This window comes from Brevibacterium sp., assembly GCF_052105255.1.
GTDB classification, from domain to species: Bacteria; Actinomycetota; Actinomycetes; order Actinomycetales; family Brevibacteriaceae; genus Brevibacterium; species Brevibacterium linens_B.
This window is the reverse complement of the sequence record NZ_JBQDYQ010000063.1, coordinates 1-16,065: the sequence shown is the minus strand read 5'-3', so window position 1 is coordinate 16,065 and position 16,065 is coordinate 1. Positions and strand designations below refer to the sequence as shown.

The window sequence follows — 16,065 nt, the reverse complement described above, 5'->3', positions numbered from 1 at the left end:
CAATAAACCCATCAACCAACCAACGGAACTGTCTCAAACAAGTTGACACATACCGAGCACACGCGGTTCTCGACACGCAACCCGTTTCTCGGCGCGGCCGAGACTCAGGTCTCGACGGAGGTGCGGGTGCTCGGGTCGGGGGAGCCGCCTCGGCGAAGGAAGATCGCGATGGAGATGACGACCAGCCCGGACAGGCACAGGCCCACGCCCACCCAAGCCGGTGCACGATAGCCGAGGCCGGCGGTGATGACGATTCCGCCGAGCCACGCGCCGAGCGCATTGGCGAGGTTGAAAGCGGCGTGGTTCATGGCCGCGGACAGGCTCGGGGCGTCATGGGATTCGCGGAACAGACGCATCTGCAGGGCCGTGGTGATCATGGATCCGGAGATGCCGATGAGGAAGAGGGCGATGATCGCAACGGCGGCGATATGGGTGAAGGCGCCGAAGGCGGCGAGCACGAGGGCCGAGAGGATCATGCCGCCGGTGGCCGAGCGCTCGATGGACTTGTCGACCAGGGGTCCTGCAATCAGCGATCCGGCGGTCATGCCCAGGCCGTAGACGGCGAGCACCCAGGGGATCGCGACGCCGGGGACGCCGGCGACGTCGGTCATCGTCGGGGTGATGTAGGTGTAGACGGCGAACATGCCGCCGAAGCCGACGGAGCCCGCGACGAGGGTGAGGATGATCTGGACGCGGCCGAGAGCCTTGATCTCGCCTCGGGCCGAGGGAACCTCACCGGCTCCGACACTGACGCGCGGCACGGCGATGCCGACCATGAGGACGGTGAGCACGCCGAGAGCGGCGACGAGAGCATAGGCGCTGCGCCACCCGAACAGATTGCCCAGGGCCGCGGCGAAGGGCACGCCGAAGATGTTCGCGATCGTCAGGCCGAGCATCACTCGTGACATGGCCCGGCCGCGGCGGTTGGCCGGGACGAGGGAGGCGGCGACGACGGCTCCGATGCCCAGGTAGGCTCCGTGCGGCAGGCCGGAGACGAAGCGTGCGATGTTGAACAGCCCGGCCGTCGGGGCGAGCATCGAGGCGAGGTTGCCCAGAGCGAAGAGCCCCATCAGGCCCAAGAGAAGCAGCTTGCGATCCATGTGTGCTGCGATGGTGGTGATCAGCGGCGCGCCGACGACGACGCCGATCGCATAGACCGACACCGCATGCCCGGCCTGGGGGACTGTGATGCCCAGCTCCTCGGCGATCATCGGCAGCAGGCCCATGGTCGCGAATTCGGTCACCCCGATGGCGAAGGCGCCGATCGCCAGGGCGAAGACGGCGAATTTGTAGACTCCGCGAGAGACCGGGGCATCACTCATGGGGCTCCTTCAGGGCAGGCGGGATCGGGGAGGCAACCGCACCAGCCTATTGTCCATCAGCGCTGCCCGGTAGTCCTGAGGACGCATTGTGACGATTCGAACAGCCTCAGTCGGCGCTCGCTTGCTCGACGTTCGCTTCCTCGGCTTCGTATTCGGCCAGGGCTCGAGAGGCGACGGAGAAGGCGGTGTTCGCGCTCGGCACGGAGCAGTAGATCGCCGACTGGAGGAGAACCTCCTTGATCTCGTCGCGGGTGAGCCCGTTGCGCAGCGCGGCCTTGACGTGCATCGCGAGTTCCGCTTCGTGGCCTCCGGCGATCATGGCCGTGAGCGTGATCGCCGAGCGCATGCGACGTTCGAGCCCGGGCCGGGTCCAGATCTCGCCCCACGCGTAGCGGGTGATGAGGTCCTGGAAGTCGCTCGTGAAGTCGTCGACCTTCGCATTCGCGCGGTCGACGTGGGCATCGGAGAGCACCTGCCGTCGCGCGGTCATTCCGGCTTCACGGACCTCATCGCGGCTGGCCTCTCGCGGACCTGAGGCGGTGGGCAGGTCGGCCGGCGAATCGCTCGCGGCAGTCGCGCCCGCACCGCCGGTGCCACCGGCCCCTGCGCCGAGGCCCTTGCCCTGCAGGAAGTCAGCGAGAAGTCCAGCCGTGACAGTCGGAGCCTCGGCCGGCACGAGATGAGCGGCACCGTCGATGACCTCGAGCAGCGCCCCGGGAACCCCGTTTGCGATCTCGGCGAGCTTCGTCGCCGAAGTCGGCTGATCCTGTGAACCCGCGACTGCGAGCAGGGGACGCGTGATCTCGGGCAGTCGCGCGCGGACATCGAAGTCGGCCAGCGCATAGCAGAGAGCGGCATAGGAGAAGCGGTCGGCGTCCTGCAGCGAATGCAGGAGCGCGGCCGAGGCCTCCGGTTCCCGGTCCATGAACCCTTCCCCGAACCAGCGCTGTGCCGAACCGATGACTTGAGTCGGGGTGCCCGAGGTCGCCACCGTCTGGGCGCGTTCCTCCCACGCCGAGGCCTCACCGATCTTCGCTCCCGTGCAGAAGACAGCGATGCGGCCGAAGCGGTCGCCGTGGTCGAGTGCCAGCTGCAGGGCCGTTGCTCCGCCGATCGAATCGCCGGCGAGATCGACGGGAGCGCCGGCCGCGGCCACATCGGGAAGGACCCGATCGAGGGTGGCAAGGACCGCCTCGGCGAGGTCGGACATCGTCACCCGCGGAGCCATGGACGTCCCTGCGGGGACATCGATCGGTGCCGAACGGCCGTGACCGGGCAGGTCGATGCCGATGACCGTCGTCTCCGGACTGAGCGCGGTCAGTTCGGTGGCGGCCTGCTGCCATAGGGCTGCCACGGAGGTGCCCAACGAAGGCAGGACGACGAGCACTCGGGCATCGGCGACAGGGGAAGCGGGGGCGGCAAGAACGGATGCGGTGAGGTCCATGGGTGTCACTTTCTTCGGTCGGTTCTCAAGTCGAAATGCGGGTCTCAGTCGAAGGGCGGCAGGTCGATCTCCTGCGGTCCGGAACTGTCGATGGTCGCCAGGATGGTGCGGCGGATGTCCTCGGCCTCACCGAGGTAGGACTCGGGGGTGAAGAATTCCTCGATTCCATCCTCGTCGCCGATCTCTGCACGGAGTGCGGCGACGGGGTCGGAGCCGGGGGCGATGATGGCTGCGCGGGTGTCTTTGTCGATCCGGTCGCCGAAGACGATGCCGAGCTTCTCTCCGTAGATCCCGGGGGAGGCGGCATCGAGGTTCGCGCGCATGGCCTCGGGGTTGACCTGCAGGCCCGCGATCATCTCGTCGAGGATGATCAGCGAGGAGATCGCCAGGGTCATGAGCTCGGACAAGGCCGGCCATTCGGCATGCCAAGCGCCGTCGGAGCGTTCTTCGATGGCTTCGGCGGCGGCCGTGGTCAGCGTCGACAGCGATCCAGGCACGCGCATCCCGTTGCGGTGGAGCAGCACCGCCGAGGTGGGATTCGATTTGTGCGGCATCGTCGAGGATCCGCCGGTCGACGTCAGGGACAGCTCACCGATCTCGGGGCGCACGCCGATGAGGACGTCGCGGGCGATGGAGGCCCCGACTGTGACGCATTGGGCCAGGTGGGAGCCCCAGGAGAGGATGCGGACGCGATCGGTGTGCCAGGGGACGGGAATCTGGGTGAGCGCCGCATCGGGGCCGACCATCTGCATGTGGAACTCGCGCAGCAGGGAGTCGGTGGATTCGCCGGCGAACCAATGGATCGCGGCACGGGTGCCGGCGGCCCCGCCGACCTGCACATAGTCGACGTAGGGTGCCTGGCCTTGGACTTCGTTGACTTCGGCGGCCCACGCCGCGGCTTTGAGGCCGAAGGTCGTCGGCAACGCCGGCTGAGTCAGCGTGCGGGCCAGGCACAGGGTATTCGCATGAGCGTCGGAGAGTTCGACGAGGGAGGCGCCGATGACTTCGAGCCTGGCCTGCATCTGCCGTACGGCGCGGGAGACGAGCAGACCGATCGCTGTATCGATGACGTCTTGGCTGGTCAGCCCCCGGTGTAGGCATCGCGCGGCGTCGGGGGAGAGTCGGGAGCGGACGAGCGCGAGGAACGGGATGAGCGGGTTGCCGCCGGATTCGGCGGCCTCGCCCAAAGACTCGAGCTCGGTGTGATCGTCCGCGAGCGCGCGGATCGTGGCATCGATGGCGGCGGCCACCTCGGCGCGGATCTCCGACGACACCAGCCCCACCCGTCCCTGCGCGACGATCCACGCGGTCTCGACTTGGCCGATCGCGGTGATGAACGCGGCGTCGTCGATGGTTTCGGAACCGCGCAGATCGCCGGGGGCGAAGAGGAACCGGGTGTGGGCGGTGTCGGTCATATCGCTTCAGTCCTCATGGCTGGGGAAACGGAGGAAGGGGGTTTCCTCCTCACCCTGCAACCGTATGTCGAAGTGCAGCGATCCGTCAGCCCCCCGAGCGGCGATGAGGCGGGCGCGGTCGTCCTGGTCGAGGGAGGACAGGAGCGGGTCGGCGGCCAGGGCCGCGGTGTCCTCGGGCAGATAGATGCGGGTGAACAGTCGGTTGAGAAGACCCCGAGCGAAGATGACGACGCTGATGAATGGTGCCTTGCCCGCCTCGGTAGGGCCGGGGTTGACCGTGGAGAAGCTGAACTCGCCTTCCGGGTCGACGGCGGCGCGGCCGAAGCCGGTGAAGGTGAAGCCGTTGCGGCGAAGCGAGCCTGTCTCGCGGGGGACGACGCCGTGCTCATCGGGCTGCCAGATCTCGAGGATGGCATCGGGGACCGGGTCGCCGGCTCCGTCATAGACGGTTCCGGTCAGCTGCACGGCGCGAGCCGAGCCGGGCGGGACGAGCTCATTGTCGTGATCGAACGGCAGCGCATAGCCGTAGAACGGGCCGACGGTCTGGCCCGGGGTCGGAGTCAGATCAGGGGTCGTGGGGGTGTCAGTCATCGTCCTCGTCTTCCATCCGGGTCCGGTTGGCGCCGGTGAGCACGATGTCCCAGTTGTATCCCATGAGGAATTCGTGCTCGGTGATGTTGTGGTCATAGGTCGCCACGAGGCGGTCTCGGGCCTTTTCGTCGGTGATCGACTGGTAGATCGGGTCGAGGGCGAAGAGCGGGTCCCCGGGGAAGTACATCTGGGTGATCATCCGCTGCGTGAACTCGGACCCGAACAGCGAGAAGTGGATGTGGGCCGGTCGCCAGGCGTTGTGGTGGTTCTTCCACGGGTAGGGGCCCGGTTTGATCGTCGTGAACGAGTAGGAGCCGTCGTCGCCGGTCAGGGTGCGGCCGACGCCGGTGAAGTTCGGGTCGATCGGGGCCGGGTGCTGGTCGCGTTTGTGGATATAGCGTCCGGCCGAGTTCGCCTGCCAGATCTCGACGAGCTGACCCCGCACGGGGCGGCCATCCCCGTCGAGGACCCGGCCGGTCACCCGGATGCGCTCGCCGATGGGTTCGCCGTCGGCCTGGATCGTCAGGTCGGATTCGAGGGTGCCGATGTCCCGGTGCCCGAAGGCGGGGGAGAAGAGCTCGATCGTTTCCGGGTCGGTGTGGCGGGGGTCCTTCGTCGGGTGGCGCAGGATCGATGACCGGTAGGGCCGGTAGTCCAGGCGCGGCTGAGTCTCGGGCTTCTTGCCGCTGGCGACGTCCTGCTTATACTGCGCTTCGATGCCGTCGATCTCGGCTGACAGCGTCGCCTGGGATTCGGCGGCGTCGTCGGGGCCTTTCACGGTCTGATCATCGTTCTCCGAGGACTGGTGCTGACTCATCGTCGAACCTTTCTTCGTCTCTTCGTCGGTTGACATCGTGGTGGGGTCGGTGGGGGTGCGGCTCAGCCGTGCGGCCATCCGGTGTAGCACTCGGCGAGGTAGCGGCGACCGTGGTCGGATTCGAGGATGGACCGGAGTTCGCCGAGGCTGCGCTTCGTTTCGAAGGCATCCTGAGTCGGGTCGGTGTGGAGCATCCGTGTCATCTGGTACGAGAAGTTCTGGGCCTTCCAGACGCGTTTGGTCGCGGTCTGCGAATAGCCGGCCAGCGCCTCGGCGTCGGAGTCCTTGAGCGCCGTGATGAGAGCGGGTGCGAGCACCGCGACGTCGGCGAAGGCGAGGTTGAGACCCTTCGCGCCGGTGGGCGGGACCGTGTGGGCGCTGTCGCCGGCGAGGAACATCGAACCGTGCTGCATCGGCTCGGTCACGGCCGAGCGGAAGGGGAGCACGGTCTTGTCGAAGATCGGCCCGGTCTTGAGTTCGAAGCCGTCGGGGCCGTCGACGCGGGCCTGGAGTTCGGACCAGATGCGGTCATCGGACCATTCGGTGACGTCGGTGTCGGGGGAGGCCTGGAAGTACATTCGCTGGACGTCATCGGAGCGCTGGGAGATGAGTGCGAAGCCGCGTTCGGAGCGGGAGTAGATGAGGACTTCGTGGCTGGGTGGGGCTTCGCAGAGGATGCCGAACCAGACGAACGGGTACTCGTGGAAGAAGCGCTGCCGGGTGCCGTCGGGGATCATCGAGCGGCATGGTCCGCGGGAGCCGTCGGCGCCGACGACGTAGCGGGCGTCGATGTGCAGTTCGTCGCCGCCTTCAGTGGTGGCGGTGACCCATGGACGGTCGGTTTCGACATCGCCGAGGAGGGTGTCCGTGACCGAGAAATAGGTGGGGCGGCCGGTCCGTTCGCGGGCGGCGGAGAGGTCGACGAAGATCTCGTTCTGGGGGTAGAGCCAGACGGATTCGCCGACGAGTTCGGGGAATTCGAAGTGGTTCGAGGCGCCGTCGACTCGGATGTCGATGCCGTCGTGGCGGTGCCCGTCCGTGTGGACGCGGGATTCGACGCCTGCGGCCTCGAGCATGCGCACCGATCCTGCTTCGAGGATGCCGGCGCGGTGGGTGTGGGCGATGTCGTCGCGGCTGCGATTGTCGATGACGACGGAATCGATTCCCGCATTGTGCAACAGGTGCGCGAGCATGAGTCCCGCTGGTCCGGCTCCGACGATCGCGACGTCTGTCTGAAGTTGTGCCACCTTGGCCTCCTTGCCTGTCTCTTCTGAACAGTGTGCGCCCGGTCACGGACACGAAGCGATGACATTCTCATTGAATGGAAGAGAGGCGGTTGTGACGGTACTCCTGTGGCCTCCGATCATCGGCGGTATCGGCATGGGCGTCGGCGCGGCCATTGCCGGCGGCTGCACCGTCGGCAACGCGATGGTCTCGACCGCACAGTTCGAATACCAGGGCTGGGTGTCGATGGTCTTCATGATCGTCGGCAGGTCTGCCCCTTCCCCCTCGTGGAAGCCAAGGACGCGATGACCGGTCTGGAAGCCGGTGACGAACTCGTCATCAACTTCGACTGCACCCAGGCCACCGAGGCGATCCCGCAGGGGGCCGCCGAGAACGGCTACCCCGTCACCCACTTCGACCGGGTCACCGTCGCCAGCTGGACCATCACCGTTCAGAAGACGTGACTCGCCGGAGACACCAACCACATCGGCCGGCGCAGCTGCAAAGCTGCGCCGGCCGATGTGCAATGTCAGTGTCGATGTCTAGACTCAAGACATGAAGATCACGGTTCTCGAAGGTGATATCACCGAGGTGGCCGTCGACGCGATCGTCAACGCCGCGAATTCCTCCTTGCTCGGTGGCGGCGGGGTCGACGGAGCCATCCACCGCGCGGCCGGTCCCGCGCTGCTCGAAGCCTGTCGCGAGGTCAGGCAGACCACCCATGTGCGCGGTCTGCCGCCGGGCCAGGCCGTGGCCACCTCGGCGGGGGAGCTGCCTGCCCGCTGGGTCATCCACACGGTCGGCCCGAATCGGACCGCAGGCGAGGCCGATCCTGAAATCCTCGAATCCTGCTTCGAGTCGAGCCTCAACCTCGCCGAGGAGCTCGGCGCCTCCTCGATCGCGTTCCCCGCCATCGGCGGCGGAGTCTACGGCTGGTCACCCAGAGATGTCGCCGAAGCGGCTCACTCCGTCATCGTCGACGGACGATCGCGCGGGCGCTGGGAATCGATCGACGAGGTGCAGTTCGTTCTCTTCAGCGATCAGATGACGAGCGTGTTCTGCCAGGTCTTCGACCACGATCAGTGGTGATGTCATGAAGGTCAACAGGGTCATTCCGTACATCGCGGTCGACGACCTCGACGCCGCGCGGGAGTTCTATGCGGGCTTCCTCGGGCTGAGCAGCGAGGAACTCGATCTCGGCTGGGTCGCACGCTTCATCTAGCCAAGTACCGGCGCCAGCGTGCAGGTGCTCAGCGAGGATGAGACCGGGCAGACGAATCCCGCAGCTTCGGAGCTCGTCGACGACGTCGACGCTCCTTTTGCCGAAGCCCAGGAGCAGGGCATCGAGATCGTCCACCCGCTCAACCGCGAGGAATGGGGAGTGCGGCGGTTCTTCGTCCGCGCACCCGACGGAGATGAGCAGCGGGATTCCGGAGATGATGGCCTCGACGACGTATTCGGGACCTGTCTGCAGGACGGGGCCGACGATCTTGACGAGGAGGAATCCGAGGACTCCGATGAGGAGGAAGAATCCCGCTCTCGTGCGAAGAACCACGTGCAGGGGCTTCTGCTGCGGGGAGATCTGAGTTGTACTCATGGTCGATCACCTTGTGATTTCGTCCACTCGGCTCGAGTCGTTCAACGAAACGTGCCTGTTCAAGAAACTTGAACAGGCACGAATCATTGAACACCCGATGAGTGCGCGGGGATGTCAGACCGCGGTGTAGCCGCCGTCGATGAGGTAGTAGGCGCCGGTGACGAACGACGCGTCATCGGAGAGCAGGAAGGACACGACCTTCGCGATCTCCTCCGGGGTGCCGAGGCGGCCGAGGGGATGCTTGGCCTTGAGGCCCTCGATGACCTCGGCGTCCAGGCTCGATTCGAGCAGGGGAGTCGTGATGTAGCCGGGGCCGACTGCGTTGATGCGCAAGCCTTCGGTGCCGTACTCGGCGGCGGCATTCTTCGTGATGCCGACGACGCCGTGCTTGGCTGCGGTGTAGGCGCCGTTGTTGATGGCGGCGACCGTGCCGTGGACCGAAGCCATGTTGACGATCGCCGAGTCCTTCGCGCCGGACTTGAGCATCGCCGGGATCTGGAAGCGCATTCCGTAGAGCACGCCATTGAGGTTGACGTCGATGACCTTGTCCCACGAATCGAGGTCGGTTTCGCCGACCGGGACCTGCTTGCCGCCGATGCCGGCATTGTTCACGGCGAAGTTGAGTCCGCCATAGGTGTCGACAGCGAACTGGACGGCCTTCTCCGAGTCTTCCCTCGATGACGTGTCCTGCTGAAACGCCGAGGCGGTGCCGCCTGCCTCAGCAATCTCGCCGGCGACACGTTCGGCAGCCTCGAGATTGATGTCGGTGAGCACGACCTTCGCGCCCTTGGCTGCGAGGTCCTTGGAGATCGCTTCTCCGAGTCCGGATCCGCCTCCGGTGACGAGTGCGACCTTGTTCGTGAAATCTGCCATGGTGATGACTCTCTTTCTCGAAAATCTTCGGGGCCGCTCTGTTGTGGCCCTCACCAGGTGGAACGCTGGTCTCGGTGCTGAAATTCCGTCTGATCGGTCACTTGCTGGGAAGGATGGTCGCCGACGCGGAAAGCTTCACGCATTCGCGTCGGCGTGGTTCTATAAACTCTATAAACTTTATAAGCTGTATAAAGGTCTATAAACGCAATAGAGATTCAGGAACCGAAATAACTACGCCGATCACCGCAGCTCGAGGGGGAGCGATGGGAAAAGTGGCGTGGGGATTCACCGCCTCGATCGACGGGTTCATCGCCGGGCCGGATCACGATATGTCGTGGCTATCGGCTTCCGAGCCCAACGCCGAAGGCACCACCGAAGACATGGCCTCCAAAGTCGCCGTCATCATCTCCGGCCGCCGCGGCTACGCCGCGGCCAAGGCGCAAGCCGAAGAACGCGACGAGATGACCTCCTCTGCGTATGGCGGTGCGTGGTCAGGGACGGAGATCATCCTCACTCATCGTCCCGAGGATTTAGCGGGAGACACCTCGGTGACCGCGATGAACTGCACCATCACCGAGGCGGTCGAACATGCCCAGCAGATCGCCGGAGACCGCGACATCCAGATCATCAGCGCCGATATCGCCCGGCAGGCACTCGAGGTCGACCTCATCGACGAACTCCAGGTCTACGTTGCGCCGGTCTTCCTCGGCGACGGAACCCGGATCTTCGACGTTCCGGGCGGGCGGCGGGTCGACTGGGAGCTCGAGACGATCGATACGGCGAACGCCCGCAGCTTCGGCCGGACGTACCGACCCAAGCGACTCAGCCCTCCCGCCGACTGAGGTCCCTGAGGATCCGCAGGCCAGCAGGGTCCGCGGCGATTTCACTCGACAGGAGATGTGCTCGATCGGGTTCTAGCTGCGCGTGTGGACGGACTCCTCGCGCAGGATCGAGATCTTCGTGAGCACCTCGTCGATGACGAAGCGGTGGTGCATGATCAGCTGCGGTGTCAGAGCGGTCTCTGCTGGCGTCATCTCTCTCCCGATCTCCATTGTGGGCTCAGTGTATCGGCGGAATATCTGTTCTGCGTCAGTGCTGCGGGGTACCGTTTCAGCATGTGCAGAAACATCAGGACCCTCCATAATTTCGAGCCCGCAGCCACTTCCGACGAAGTCCGCGCCGCCGCCCTGCAGTACGTGCGCAAGATCGCCGGCACGACGAAACCCTCGCAGGCCAATGCTGAGGCTTTCGCTACTGCTGTCGAGGAGATCGCGCACACCACTCAGCATCTCCTCGATGCGCTGGTGACGAACGCGCCGCCGAAGAACCGAGAGGAGGAAGCGGAGAAGCGACGAGCGAGATTCGCAGCCCGCGCATGACGATCGCCGGCCTTGTCCTCGCCGGCCTAGCCGCCGCCCTGCACGTCTTCATCTTCTACCTGGAATCCATCGCCTGGACGAGTCCACGTGCCCGCGCCACCTTCGGCACCACCGAAGCCGAGGCCGAGACGACGAAGTCCCTGGCCTTCAACCAAGGCTTCTACAACCTCTTCCTCGCCCTCGCCGTAGTCATCGGACTCATCGTCTTCGGCACAGGCGCTGCCGAAGTCGGACTCACCCTCGTCTTCGTCGGGGCCGGATCGATGGTCGCCGCGGCCCTCGTGCTCGCGCTCTCCAGCCGCGAGCTGCTCGCCTCCGCGCTCAAGCAGGGAACACTGCCGCTGCTGGGAATTCTCTGCCTGATTGTCGGAGTGTTGATCTGAGTCGCCGTGGTCCGAGCCGCAGCGATCCTGCTCAGCCAGCGAAGCGACGATCGGCCGCAAGATCTTGCGTGATCCTCGCCGAGGCGGTTCGTAGGACCCGCATGATCGCAGGCACTCCTTTCCGCTGCTCCGAATCGATGACGACCCCGAGACCGGCGATGGCCGCCCCGCCGGCGTCGAAGACCGGAACCGTGATGCCCGTCGTGCCCTCATCGATATGGCCGGACAATTCGGCGAAATGGTGAGACCGGATCGAGGTGAGCATTGTGCGCAATGAGGCAGGATCCGTCGTCGTCTTCTCCGTGATCGCGGCCAGCGGCCCCCGCAGATACGCCTCACGCACATGTTTGGGCGCATAGGCCAAGAGCACGAGTCCGCAGGACGACGCATGAGCGGGCAGCCGACCAGCGGTCTTCGACCGGTGGATGACTGCATTCGGCGCCGACATGCGCTCGATGATGAGCACCTCCCGTTCCCGCAGGATGCCCAACTGCGTGTTCTCACCGACGAACTCGTGCACACCCATCATGTGCGGTCTGGCCACCGAAGCCAGATCGACGGCATCCGAGGCGCGGTTCGACAGCTCCCACATTCCGACTCCGATCCGGATGCGGCCGTTGGGGTCGCGTTGGAGCAGATCGTGACGCATCATCTCACCGATGAGTCGGTACGCCGTCGACTTCGGCAGTTCGGCACGCTCTGCGATCTCCTCGGCGCTCAGGCTCTGATGGTCCGGGTCGAAGGATGCGAGCACGCGCACGAGCCGATCGATCATCGAGTCGCCGGAAGGAGAGTTCGCCATGCCTCGGATTCTAGCGGTTCTCAAGCAAAATTCTCAATGAATGGGATCACTGTGGCTTCGGGTGGTGCGCATCACTACTCTGACGAGAGGTGCACCACAGTCCTTCGTCGACTGTGCCCGCAGATCGGCTCGTTGCACGGAACCACAGACATGACCCGCCCCGACAAAGAAGTGAGGACAGACAATGACTGATTTCCTGGGAACCGACTGGCACGAGAAGATCTTCACCGGCACCTGGACCACCGGCTCCGGAGAGACCTACGACGTCATCGAACCTGCCACCGGTGAGACCCTCGGCCGCCTCGGTGCCGCCAGCGCCGACGACGTCACCGCCGCCGCCACGCGAGCCGCCGCTGCACAGAAGGAATGGGCGAAGACCACTCCTGCCGAACGGGCCGCAGCGCTGCGCCGCGCCGGAGCCCTGTGGGCCGAACACGCCGAAGAGCTGTCTGGCTGGATCATCCGCGAAGCCGGCTCCATCCCGCCCAAGGCCGCCCTCGAAATCTCCTCCGCCGAAGCCATCTGCTACGAGGCATCCGCCCTGCCCAGCCACCCGAAGGGGCAGGTGCTCACCTCCAACGAACCCCGCTGGTCCTTCGCCCGCCGAGTGCCCGCCGGAGTCGTCTCCGTCATCGCCCCGTTCAACTTCCCCCTCATCCTCGCCATGCGCTCCGTCGCCCCGGCCCTGGCCCTGGGCAACGCGGTCCTGCTCAAGCCGGACCCCCGCACCGCCGTGTGCGCCGGAGTGGCGATCGCGAAGGTCTTCGCCGAGGCGGGCCTGCCCGAAGGACTGCTCCAGGTCCTGCCCGGCGGCCTCGACGCCGGTGAAGCCGTCGTCGCCGCACCCGAGGTCTCCGTCATCTCCTTCACCGGATCCACCGCGGCCGGACGCAAGGTCGGCGAAGCCGCCGGTCGCCTCCTCAAACGCTGCCACCTCGAACTCGGTGGAAACAATGCGCTCGTCGTTCTTCCCGGTGCCGAGGTCGGTCCGGCCACCTCGGCGGGGGCCTTCGGATCGTGGATGCATCAGGGGCAGATCTGCATGACCACCGGCCGCCACCTTGTCCACGACTCCATCTATGACGAGTACATCGAACAGCTGGCCGAACGCGCTCGCAACCTGCCGGTCGGCAACCCCGCTACCGAGGAGGTCGCGATCGGACCGATCATCGACGAGAAACAGCGCACCCACGTCCGCGACATCCTCGACAAAGCCACAGCCGACGGTGCGACGCTTGTCGCCGGGGGACCGGGCGAAGGCGCCTTCGTCCCGCCCACAGTGCTCACAGATCTCAGCCCCTCGAACCCCGCCTGGGCGCAGGAGATCTTCGGCCCCGTCGCCCCGGTGGCCCGCTTCTCCACTCTCGAAGAAGCCGCCGAGATGGTCAACGCCAGCGAGTACGGTCTGTCCTTGGGCATCCTCGGCGATGTGGGGATGGCCATGGACCTGGCCGACCTCGTCGAAACCGGGAAGGTCCACATCAACGAACAGACCGTCTCCGACGAGGCCAACGTCCCCTTCGGCGGGATGAAGGAATCCGGCAACGGATCCCGATTCGGAGGGGCCGAGGCGAATATCGAAGCCTTCACCGAAACCCAATGGGTGACGATGCGCTCGTCCATCGCGCCGTACCCGTTCTGACCGACGCCACACCACCTCGGAGACATCGATGTCCACAACCTCCCCATCCGCATCCACGACCGGCTTCGCCTCGGCGGGGCGCTGGCCGGCAGTCCTGTGCTGGCTGGCCGTCGCCTTGGAGGGCTTCGACCTCGTCGTCCTCGGCGCGGTCATCCCCGAGCTGCTGGCAACCGGGGCCCTCGGATTCACCCCCGAGGCGGCCACGATGGTGGCCACCCTCAGTCTCGTCGGCGTCGGCCTCGGCGCCGTATCCGTCGGCCCCGTCGTCGACCGGATCGGGCGGCGGTGGGCGATCATCGGCTGCGTCATCGGCTTCAGCGTCTTCACCCTGCTCGTCGCATTCGCGCCGAACGTCGCACTGTTCACCATCTACCGGTTCATCGCCGGACTCTTCCTCGGTGCCGTGATGCCCAGTGCGCTCGCCTACATCAGCGAGTACAACAAGTCCGGCAAGACGGGTAAGGCCACGACCCTGACGATGACCGGCTATCACGCCGGTGCGGTGGCGATCTCCCTGCTCGCCGTCGCCTACTCCCACAACTGGCACCTGCTCTTCCTCACCGGCGGCATCGCGGGCCTCGTCATGGTTCCCCTTCTGATCTGGAAACTGCCCGAGTCCGAGGTCTTCCTCATCGCTCAGGAACTCAAGCGCAACCCCGCCGCTGTGCAGGCGGTGGACGCAGACGCCGACGATCCGGCCGGCACTGTCGACGCACAGGTGAAGACCGGAATGGCCGGACTCTTCTCAGGCAAGCTCGCGCTGGTGACCATCGGCGTGTGGGCGGCAAGCTTCATGGGCCTGCTGCTCGTCTACGGACTCAACACCTGGCTGCCGAAGATCATGGCCGACGCCGGCTACGAGGTCTCTGATTCGCTGGTCATGCTCTTCGTCATGAACATCGGCGCCGTCGTCGGACTCGTCCTGGCCGGCTGGTTGGCAGACAAACACGGGACGAAGAAGATCGTGCTCATGTGGTTCGTCCTCGCCGCGATCTTCCTCGCCGCTCTCTCGATCCCGATGACCAGCCAGGTGCTGCTCAATATCGCCGTGTTCATCACCGGAGTCTTTGTCTTCTCCGCCCAGGTGCTCGTCTACGCCTTCGTTTCGGCCATCTACCCGTCTCAGGCCCGCGGAACCGCGCTGGGCATGGCTTCGGGAATCGGGCGGATCGGCGCCATCGTCGGCCCCTTCATCACCGGCGCCCTCGTCACCGCGGGCATCGCCTATCCGTGGGGCTTCTACCTCTTCGCCGTCGTCGCCGTGCTCGGGTTCGTTGCCATGGCGATCGTTCCGAGATCCGTACGCTGAGGCCGCCGGCACCCGTGCAGTGACGTCAGTGGGGTTCGCTACGCTGAGTCCGTGACTCGGTGGATCGATGCCACGTTCGTTCGCGGCGGCACAAGCAAGGGACTGTTCTTCGGCGAATCCGCGCTGCCGTCGCTGAACTCGGACGGGGATACGGCGGTTTGGGACCGGCTCTTCACCTCGGCGATGGGCTCGCCCGATCCGTTCGGCCGCCAGCTCGACGGAATGGGCGGGGGAATCTCTTCTCTGTCCAAGATCGTCGTGGTGGCCGCCTCGGCGAGGGACGGGGTCGACCTCGACTACACGTTCGGTCAGGTCTCCGTCACCGAAGCGGCCGTCGACTACTCCGGCAACTGCGGGAATCTGTCGTCCGGGGTCGTGCCCTTCGCCCTGTCTGCCGGGCTGATCTCGGCCGCCGATGGATGGCACGTCTTTCGGCTGTTCAATACGAACACGCAGAAACTCGTCGACGTCACCCTGCCCGTCGTCGACGGGCAGGCCGAGGTTGCGGGCGATCTGGAGCTACCCGGAGTCAGCGGAACGGGCGCACCGGTCGAGCTCATCTACCCCGACCCGGCCGGCAGCCGCACCGCCGGACTCCTGCCGACGGGAAAGGCAGCCGAGTCCATCACCGCAGGTGGGGCGATATTCGAGGTCAGCCTCGTCGACGCCACTCTGCCGGTCGTCATCGCTCCGGGTGCTGCGATCAGACTCAAGGGCACCGAATCGCCGGAGGAGATCGACGCGAACGTGCATGCGATGGGCATGATCGAGCAGCTGCGCCGCAACGCCGCTGTGCGGATGGGTCTGTGTGAGTCGCCGGAGGACGCACCGGATGTCGTGCCGAAGGTCGCCGTGGTCACCGCCCCACAACCCACCCGGCTGCTCGACGGAACGACCCTGGCCGCCGAGGAGGCCGACCTGCCCGTGCGAATGATCTCCATGGGGCAGACGCACAAAGCCGTGCCTGGAACCGGAGCCATGTGCCTGGCCGCGGCCGCGCAGATCCCGGACACGATCATCAACCGCATCATTCGACGCTCGCGGCCCGGATCCGACACCGGGGACGAAGACAAAGAAGTCGGGCCGGAAGTGCGGCTGGCTACCCCCTCGGGCGTGGTCACGGCCGGTGCCGTGTTCGACGCGGACACGGTGACGGCCACCTCCCTCTTCCGCACGGCACGAGTGCTCATGCGGGGGCAGGTGGCCGTCAGGGACTAGGGCATGTCTCCTTTATTGGCGGAGCCATGTCAGGATCGCGCTGATCACG

Annotated in this window: 18 protein-coding genes and 1 pseudogene; 11 read left to right on the top strand and 8 right to left on the bottom strand. The window is 65.8% G+C overall.

The window, feature by feature from the left end; genetic code table 11:
- Positions 1 to 104: 104 nt before the first annotated feature.
- The 6 genes from ACTIIH_RS13940 to ACTIIH_RS13915 all read right to left on the bottom strand — a co-directional run bounded on the left by ACTIIH_RS13940 (position 105) and on the right by ACTIIH_RS13915 (position 6,836).
- Positions 105 to 1,322, bottom strand: a complete 1,218-nt coding sequence (locus ACTIIH_RS13940; protein ID WP_441452465.1) for an MFS transporter — start codon at positions 1,320 to 1,322, stop codon at positions 105 to 107.
- 106 nt (positions 1,323 to 1,428) lie between these two features.
- Positions 1,429 to 2,766, bottom strand: a complete 1,338-nt coding sequence (pcaDC, locus tag ACTIIH_RS13935; protein ID WP_441452463.1) for a bifunctional 3-oxoadipate enol-lactonase/4-carboxymuconolactone decarboxylase PcaDC — start codon at positions 2,764 to 2,766, stop codon at positions 1,429 to 1,431.
- A gap of 44 nt (positions 2,767 to 2,810) precedes the next feature.
- Entirely contained in the window at positions 2,811 to 4,181 is a 1,371-nt protein-coding gene (locus tag ACTIIH_RS13930) for a lyase family protein (protein WP_441452461.1), read from the bottom strand.
- A 6-nt stretch (positions 4,182 to 4,187) separates the two neighbouring features.
- On the bottom strand, positions 4,188 to 4,772 hold the full coding sequence (gene pcaG / locus ACTIIH_RS13925) for a protocatechuate 3,4-dioxygenase subunit alpha (protein ID WP_441452459.1): 585 nt from the start codon (positions 4,770 to 4,772) through the stop codon (positions 4,188 to 4,190).
- On the bottom strand, positions 4,765 to 5,589 hold the full coding sequence (gene pcaH, locus ACTIIH_RS13920) for a protocatechuate 3,4-dioxygenase subunit beta (protein ID WP_441452457.1): 825 nt from the start codon (positions 5,587 to 5,589) through the stop codon (positions 4,765 to 4,767). Before pcaH ends, pcaG begins: the two co-directional genes overlap by 8 nt.
- Positions 5,590 to 5,651: 62 nt before the next feature.
- Positions 5,652 to 6,836, bottom strand: a complete 1,185-nt coding sequence (locus ACTIIH_RS13915) for a 4-hydroxybenzoate 3-monooxygenase (RefSeq protein ID WP_441452455.1) — start codon at positions 6,834 to 6,836, stop codon at positions 5,652 to 5,654.
- Between the two features lie 115 nt (positions 6,837 to 6,951).
- Here ACTIIH_RS13915 and ACTIIH_RS13910 point away from each other — a divergent pair.
- The 5 genes and pseudogenes from ACTIIH_RS13910 to ACTIIH_RS13890 all read left to right on the top strand — a co-directional run.
- A pseudogene (locus tag ACTIIH_RS13910) lies at positions 6,952 to 7,080 on the top strand (YeeE/YedE thiosulfate transporter family protein); the annotation flags it as partial.
- Positions 7,050 to 7,277: a sulfurtransferase TusA family protein gene (locus tag ACTIIH_RS13905; protein WP_441452467.1), complete on the top strand. Its 228-nt coding sequence runs from the start codon at positions 7,050 to 7,052 to the stop codon at positions 7,275 to 7,277. The pseudogene ACTIIH_RS13910 and the gene ACTIIH_RS13905, both read left to right, overlap by 31 nt.
- Positions 7,278 to 7,368: 91 nt before the next feature.
- Positions 7,369 to 7,902, top strand: coding sequence for an O-acetyl-ADP-ribose deacetylase (locus ACTIIH_RS13900; RefSeq protein ID WP_441091672.1), 534 nt, complete (start codon positions 7,369 to 7,371; stop codon positions 7,900 to 7,902).
- Between the two features lie 4 nt (positions 7,903 to 7,906).
- Positions 7,907 to 8,035 carry a hypothetical protein gene (locus ACTIIH_RS13895; protein WP_441452453.1) on the top strand — a complete coding sequence of 43 codons (129 nt, stop codon included), beginning with the start codon at positions 7,907 to 7,909 and terminating at the stop codon, positions 8,033 to 8,035.
- An 18-nt stretch (positions 8,036 to 8,053) separates the two neighbouring features.
- Entirely contained in the window at positions 8,054 to 8,482 is a 429-nt protein-coding gene (locus tag ACTIIH_RS13890; RefSeq protein ID WP_441452451.1) for a VOC family protein, read from the top strand.
- Between the two features lie 42 nt (positions 8,483 to 8,524).
- On the opposite strand, the gene ACTIIH_RS13885 is transcribed toward ACTIIH_RS13890, so the two are convergent.
- The gene (locus ACTIIH_RS13885) at positions 8,525 to 9,283 is read right to left on the bottom strand and encodes an SDR family NAD(P)-dependent oxidoreductase (protein ID WP_441091675.1); all 759 of its coding nucleotides are present in this window, start codon (positions 9,281 to 9,283) and stop codon (positions 8,525 to 8,527) included.
- Between the two features lie 263 nt (positions 9,284 to 9,546).
- On the opposite strand from ACTIIH_RS13885, the gene ACTIIH_RS13880 reads away from it, so the two are divergent.
- The 3 genes from ACTIIH_RS13880 (at position 9,547) to ACTIIH_RS13870 (ending at position 11,045) form a co-directional block, all read left to right on the top strand.
- Positions 9,547 to 10,125: a dihydrofolate reductase family protein gene (locus tag ACTIIH_RS13880; protein ID WP_441452448.1), complete on the top strand. Its 579-nt coding sequence runs from the start codon at positions 9,547 to 9,549 to the stop codon at positions 10,123 to 10,125.
- 273 nt (positions 10,126 to 10,398) lie between these two features.
- Complete coding sequence (locus tag ACTIIH_RS13875; protein ID WP_441452446.1) at positions 10,399 to 10,662, top strand: DUF2277 domain-containing protein; 264 nt, start codon at positions 10,399 to 10,401, stop codon at positions 10,660 to 10,662.
- Positions 10,659 to 11,045: a DUF1304 domain-containing protein gene (locus ACTIIH_RS13870; protein WP_025777034.1), complete on the top strand. Its 387-nt coding sequence runs from the start codon at positions 10,659 to 10,661 to the stop codon at positions 11,043 to 11,045. The genes ACTIIH_RS13875 and ACTIIH_RS13870 overlap by 4 nt, the downstream gene beginning before the upstream one ends.
- A 31-nt stretch (positions 11,046 to 11,076) precedes the next feature.
- On the opposite strand, the gene ACTIIH_RS13865 is transcribed toward ACTIIH_RS13870, so the two are convergent.
- A complete protein-coding gene (locus ACTIIH_RS13865) occupies positions 11,077 to 11,847 on the bottom strand; it encodes an IclR family transcriptional regulator (RefSeq protein ID WP_441452445.1) in 771 nt (256 codons plus the stop codon).
- Between the two features lie 184 nt (positions 11,848 to 12,031).
- Here ACTIIH_RS13865 and ACTIIH_RS13860 point away from each other — a divergent pair, with 184 nt between their 5' ends.
- The 3 genes from ACTIIH_RS13860 to ACTIIH_RS13850 are packed head-to-tail and all read left to right on the top strand — an operon-like array spanning position 12,032 to position 16,016.
- A complete protein-coding gene (locus ACTIIH_RS13860; RefSeq protein ID WP_441452443.1) occupies positions 12,032 to 13,489 on the top strand; it encodes a benzaldehyde dehydrogenase in 1,458 nt (485 codons plus the stop codon).
- 28 nt (positions 13,490 to 13,517) lie between these two features.
- Entirely contained in the window at positions 13,518 to 14,798 is a 1,281-nt protein-coding gene (locus ACTIIH_RS13855; RefSeq protein ID WP_441452441.1) for an MFS transporter, read from the top strand.
- Positions 14,799 to 14,849: 51 nt separating this feature from the next.
- Positions 14,850 to 16,016, top strand: a complete 1,167-nt coding sequence (locus ACTIIH_RS13850) for a PrpF domain-containing protein (protein ID WP_441452439.1) — start codon at positions 14,850 to 14,852, stop codon at positions 16,014 to 16,016.
- Positions 16,017 to 16,065: the final 49 nt, after the last annotated feature.